This window comes from Streptomyces katrae (assembly GCF_000966975.1).
Lineage (GTDB): Bacteria > Actinomycetota > Actinomycetes > Streptomycetales > Streptomycetaceae > Streptomyces > Streptomyces katrae.
Window position 1 is genome coordinate 1 of sequence record NZ_JZWV01001098.1, and the last position, 4765, is coordinate 4765.

Consider the following 4765-nt stretch of genomic DNA (forward strand, 5'->3'; position numbering starts at 1 on the left):
CCCCCACCCCGCCCCTTCCCGAAACCGAGGGCTCCGCCCCCGGCCCCCCGGCTTCGGGCTGCGCCCCGGCTTCGGGCTGCGCCCCCGGCCCCCCGGCTCCGCCCGACGCCCCGACCTCGGGCTGCGCTCCGGCCTCGGGCTGCGCTCCGGTCTCGGCTTCGTCAGGCTCCCGCTCCGGGCTGGCATCCGGCCCTGCCCCGGCCGGGTCCGAGGAGCCCTCCGCCCCGGCCTCTGCCCTGGACTCCGCCCCGGCCTCGGCCTCGGCTTCGTCAGGCTCCGGCCCCGGCTCCGGGCCGGTTTCGGGTTCGGCCGAGACCGCGCCGGGCCGTTCGTGGGCCCCCGGTGTGCCGGAGGCCTCCGGGTGCGCCTCCGGGGGCGTGGCCTCGGGCGTCGTCTCGGGGTCCGTGCTCACAGCGTGCTCCAGTCCTGGTCGGGGTAGCGGTGCACGGGTGCGGACACGTCGTCCAGCGCCCGGCGGATCTCCTCCGGAAGACTAAGGGCCTCCACCGACAGTGCCGCCGCGAGCTGCGCCGACGTGCGGGCGCCGACGATGGGGGCGGCGACCCCGGGGCGGTCGCGGACCCAGGCCAGGGCGACCTGGAGCGGGGTGACCGCCAGGCCCTGGGCGGCCGTGACGACCGCGTCCACGATCCGCCCGGCCGCCTCGTCCAGGTACGGCTCCACGAAGGCGGCCAGGGAGGCCGACGCGCCCCGGGAGTCCGCCGGGGTGCCCTCGCGGTACTTGGCGGTGAGCACCCCCCGGCCCAGCGGGGAGGAGGGGAGCAGGCCGAGGCCCAGGTCCAGGGCCGCCGGGAGCACTTCCCGTTCCACGCCCCGCTGGAGGAGCGAGTACTCCATCTGCGTCGAGGCCAGCCGGGTCCGCGCTCCCGGCGCCGCCAGCTGCCAGGTCGCGGCCTTCGCCAGCTGCCAGCCGCTGAAGTTGGACACCCCCGCGTACCGGGCCCGCCCGCTGCTCACCGCCAGGTCCAGCGCCTGGAGGGTCTCGTCGAGGGGGGTGTACGGGTCGAAGGCGTGGATCTGCCACAGGTCCACGTGGTCGGTGCCCAGTCGGTCCAGGGAGTCGTCCAGGGCCGCCAGGAGGTGCCCGCGCGAGCCGTCGAAGCGCCGGTCCGGATCCGGGACGCTGCCCGCCTTGGTCGCGATGACCAGGTCCCGGCGCGGTACGAGGCCGCCCACCAGCCGCCCCAGGAGGTACTCCGACTCCCCGCCGCCGTACACGTCGGCCGTGTCGACGAGGGTGCCGCCCGCCTCCCAGAACGTCTTCAACTGCTCGGCGGCGGCTTCCTCGCCGGTGTCGCGGCCCCAGGTCAGGGTGCCGAGGCCGATCCGGGAGACGCGCAGTCCGGTGCGGCCGAGATGCCTCTGCTCCATGACCGCTGAGACTACTGGGGCACTGCCGCCAGGCCGTCGGGCGCGCTAGAGTCCCTGCGCAGACCTACGTTACTGAGCGGTAAACCGGCACATCGTAAGGGGACGACACATGCGGCTCGGCATCAATCTCGGCTACTGGGGCGCGGGCATGGACGCCGACAACCTCGCCGTCGCCCAGGAAGCCGACCGGCTCGGCTACGACGTCTGCTGGGCGGCGGAGGCCTACGGCTCCGACGCGGCGACCGTACTGGCCTGGGTCGCCGCCCAGACCGAGCGCATCGACGTCGGCTCGGCCATCTTCCAGATCCCCGCCCGCCAGCCCGCGATGACGGCCATGACCGCCGCCACCCTGGACTCCCTCACCAAGGGCCGCTTCCGCCTCGGCCTCGGCGTCTCCGGCCCCCAGGTCTCCGAGGGCTGGTACGGCGTCAAGTTCGACAAGCCCCTCGCCCGCACCCGCGAGTACGTGGAGATCGTCCGCAAGGCCATGAGCCGCGAGCGCCTCAGCCACGACGGCGAGCACTGGACCCTCCCGCTGCCCGGCGGCCCCGGCAAGCCGCTCAAGCTGACCGTGCACCCCGAGCGCCCCCGCATCCCGCTCTACATCGCCGCCATCGGCCCCAAGAACCTGGAGCAGACCGGCGAGATCGCCGACGGCGCCCTGCTGATCTTCCCGGCCGCCGAACACCTGGAGGAGACCGCCCTGCGCCACCTCCGCGCGGGCCGCGAGAAGGCCGGGCTGACCATGGACGGCTTCGACGTCTGCCCGACCGTCCCGCTGGCCGTCGGCGAGGACGTGAACGCCCTCGCGGACATGTTCCGCCCGTACACCGCCCTGTACGTCGGCGGCATGGGCAGCCCCAAGCAGAACTTCTACAACCAGCTCGCCCAGCGGATGGGGTACGAGAAGGAGGCCGCCGAGATCCAGGCCAAGTACCTCGGCGGCGACAAGGAGGGCGCGGCGGCCGCCGTCCCGCACTCGCTGATCGACTCCACCACCCTGCTCGGCTCCGTGGAGCGCATCGCGGACGGGATGCGGGCCTACGCCGACGCCGGGGTCACCACCCTCACGCTCGCCCCGGCCGGATTCACCCTCGACGAGCGCCTCACCGCCCTGCGGGCCGGCACCGAGGCCCTGGAGCTGGCCGGCCTGGCCTGACACGGGCGGGGCCGGCCGGAGTCGGAACAGGAAGCCGGCGGCCGTGGTGGGGGCTCGGGGGTCTTCCCCGCCACGGCCGACACAGCGAACAACGCGCGGCCCGCCCCCGGGGTTACGCCCCGCTGGGCGGGCGGCGGTTTCGTTCATTCGGCCGAGTCGCGGGACCCCTCGGTTGCCCGCCCGCCCCATCCGCATTTGACTCGTTCCATGCTCTCCGCACGCAGCCTGTTCCAGGAGATCGTCGACCACGACGACTCCTTCCAGCTGTTCTGCTCCATCGCCGCCAGCGGGGAGTCGCAGGGCGGCTGGGAGAACGCCAGGATCGCCGCCCTCGTCCCCGACGGCCTGCGCGACCTCGCCCCCAAGATCGTCCGGCACGGCGCGGACGAGGACAAACACGGCCGGATCTTCCGCGCCCTGCTGCGCAGACGCGGCCTGCCCGCCGTCCCCGTACCGCCCGAGACCGACTACACGATGCTCCTCGAACGCCGCGGCATCGGCCTCGCCCACGACAAGCTGCGCCGCGAGGAACCGCTGAGCGAGGAGGACATCGTCGTCTACCTCGCGCACAGCAGGGTCACCGAACAACGGGCCGCCGACCAGATGGGCATGCTCCTGCGCCACTTCGGCGACCACCCCGAGGTCGGCAAGGCCGTCAGGGTGATCAGCCACGACGAGGACAACCACCTCGCCTACTGCCACGAGGAACTCCTGCGCCTGGCCCGCCGGGGACACGGCCGGACCATCCACCGCGTCCTGCGCGACAGCGCCCTCGCCGAGATCGCCGTCCACCGGGACGTCAGCCTCGCCGTCATGGAGCACATGGGCCGGCTCCTGCGCTGGCCCGCGCCCAAGGCCGCCGCCCTCGCCGCCGGCATCCGCGGGATGTACGCGTACGAGCGCTTCGGCGGCTGGCACCGCATGATCGGGCTGCGCCCGCCGGAGCGCACGGACCCCCTCGGCGGCAGGCCCGCCCCCGCACCCGGCCCCGCCTGAACCCGGCGGCCGGCCGGGCCACCGCGTCAGAGCCAGCCGCGCCGCTTGAACATCCGGTGCAGCCCCAGGCAGAGCCCGACCATGACCAGCAGCACCGCGGGATAGCCCCACCACTGCCTGAGCTCCGGCATGTCGCGGAAGTTCATCCCGTAGATCCCCGCGACCATCGTCGGCACCGCGGCCATGGCGGCCCAGGCGGAGATCTTGCGCATGTCGTCGTTCTGCCGGACCCCCATCTGCGCCAGGTGCGCGGACAGCGCGTCCGACAGCAGCCGGTCCAGCCCCTCGACGTACTCGTTCGCCTTCGTCAGATGGTCGGCGACGTCCCGGAAGAACGGCCGGGCGTGGTCGTGCACGAAGGGCACGTTCCCGAAGGCGAGCCGGTCCATCGGCTGCGACAGCGGGCTCGTCGCGCGCCGGAACTCCAGCACCTGACGCTTGAACCCGTAGATCCGGGACGCGGTGTTCCTGGTGTCCGCCGTCTGCGGGGCGAAGACCTCCGCCTCCAGCTCCTCCAGGTCCGCCTGGAGCTCGGCCGCCACCTCGATGTAGTGGTCCACCACCGCGTCGGACACCGCGTACAGCACCGCCGTGGGCCCGTGCCGCAGCACCTCCGGCTCGTGCTCCAGCCGCCGCCGCACGGCCGCCAGCGCGGCCCCCTCGCCGTGCCGCACGGTCACCACGAACGAGTCGCCGATGAACAGCATCAGCTCGCCCGTGGTCACCCTGTCCGCGTCCTCGTCGTACATGACCGGCTTGAGGACGACGAACAGCGAGTCGTCGTACACCTCCAGCTTCGGCCGCTGGTGCGCGGTCAGGGCGTCCTCCACCGCCAGCTTGTGCAGCCCGAACTCATGGCTGACGTGCTCGAACTCCTCCTCCGTCGGCTCGTACATCCCGATCCACAGAAAGGCGTCACCGACCGCGCGCGCCTGGGCCAGGGCATCCGACAGGTCCCCCGGGGCCTCGGAGCGCCGGCCGTCCCGGTACATCGCGCAGTCCACAATCACGCGGGGCATTCTTCCCCCACCACAGCCCGCCCGCACGTCGGCCGCACCGCTTAGGCTCCTCCTATGGCCACGCTGATCCTCGTACGACACGGGCGGTCCACCGCCAACACCGCGGGCTTGCTCGCCGGCTGGACCCCCGGGGTCTCCCTCGACGAGCGCGGCGCCGCGCAGGCCGCGGCGCTGCCCGGACGGCTGGACGGGGTGCCCC

5 protein-coding genes and 1 pseudogene are annotated in these 4765 nt (G+C 73.6%); 3 read left to right on the forward strand and 3 right to left on the reverse strand.

The window, feature by feature from the left end:
- A pseudogene (locus tag VR44_RS46590) lies at positions 1-412 on the reverse strand (VWA domain-containing protein); the annotation flags it as partial.
- A complete protein-coding gene (locus VR44_RS32920; protein ID WP_045951296.1) occupies positions 409-1392 on the reverse strand; it encodes an aldo/keto reductase in 984 nt (327 codons plus the stop codon). The gene VR44_RS32920 and the pseudogene VR44_RS46590, both read right to left, overlap by 4 nt.
- A 109-nt stretch (positions 1393-1501) precedes the next feature.
- On the opposite strand from VR44_RS32920, the gene VR44_RS32925 reads away from it, so the two are divergent.
- Both VR44_RS32925 and VR44_RS32930 read left to right on the forward strand, forming a co-directional pair.
- Positions 1502-2551 carry an LLM class F420-dependent oxidoreductase gene (locus VR44_RS32925; protein ID WP_045951297.1) on the forward strand — a complete coding sequence of 350 codons (1050 nt, stop codon included), beginning with the start codon at positions 1502-1504 and terminating at the stop codon, positions 2549-2551.
- Between the two features lie 207 nt (positions 2552-2758).
- Complete coding sequence (locus VR44_RS32930) at positions 2759-3547, forward strand: hypothetical protein (RefSeq protein WP_045951298.1); 789 nt, start codon at positions 2759-2761, stop codon at positions 3545-3547.
- A gap of 26 nt (positions 3548-3573) precedes the next feature.
- Here VR44_RS32930 and corA read toward each other — a convergent pair whose 3' ends face one another.
- Complete coding sequence (corA, locus tag VR44_RS32935) at positions 3574-4566, reverse strand: magnesium/cobalt transporter CorA (protein WP_045951299.1); 993 nt, start codon at positions 4564-4566, stop codon at positions 3574-3576.
- Between the two features lie 54 nt (positions 4567-4620).
- On the opposite strand from corA, the gene VR44_RS32940 reads away from it, so the two are divergent.
- Positions 4621-4765, forward strand: a 145-nt coding sequence (locus VR44_RS32940; RefSeq protein WP_045951300.1) for a histidine phosphatase family protein, incomplete at its 3' end; no start/stop codon positions are given.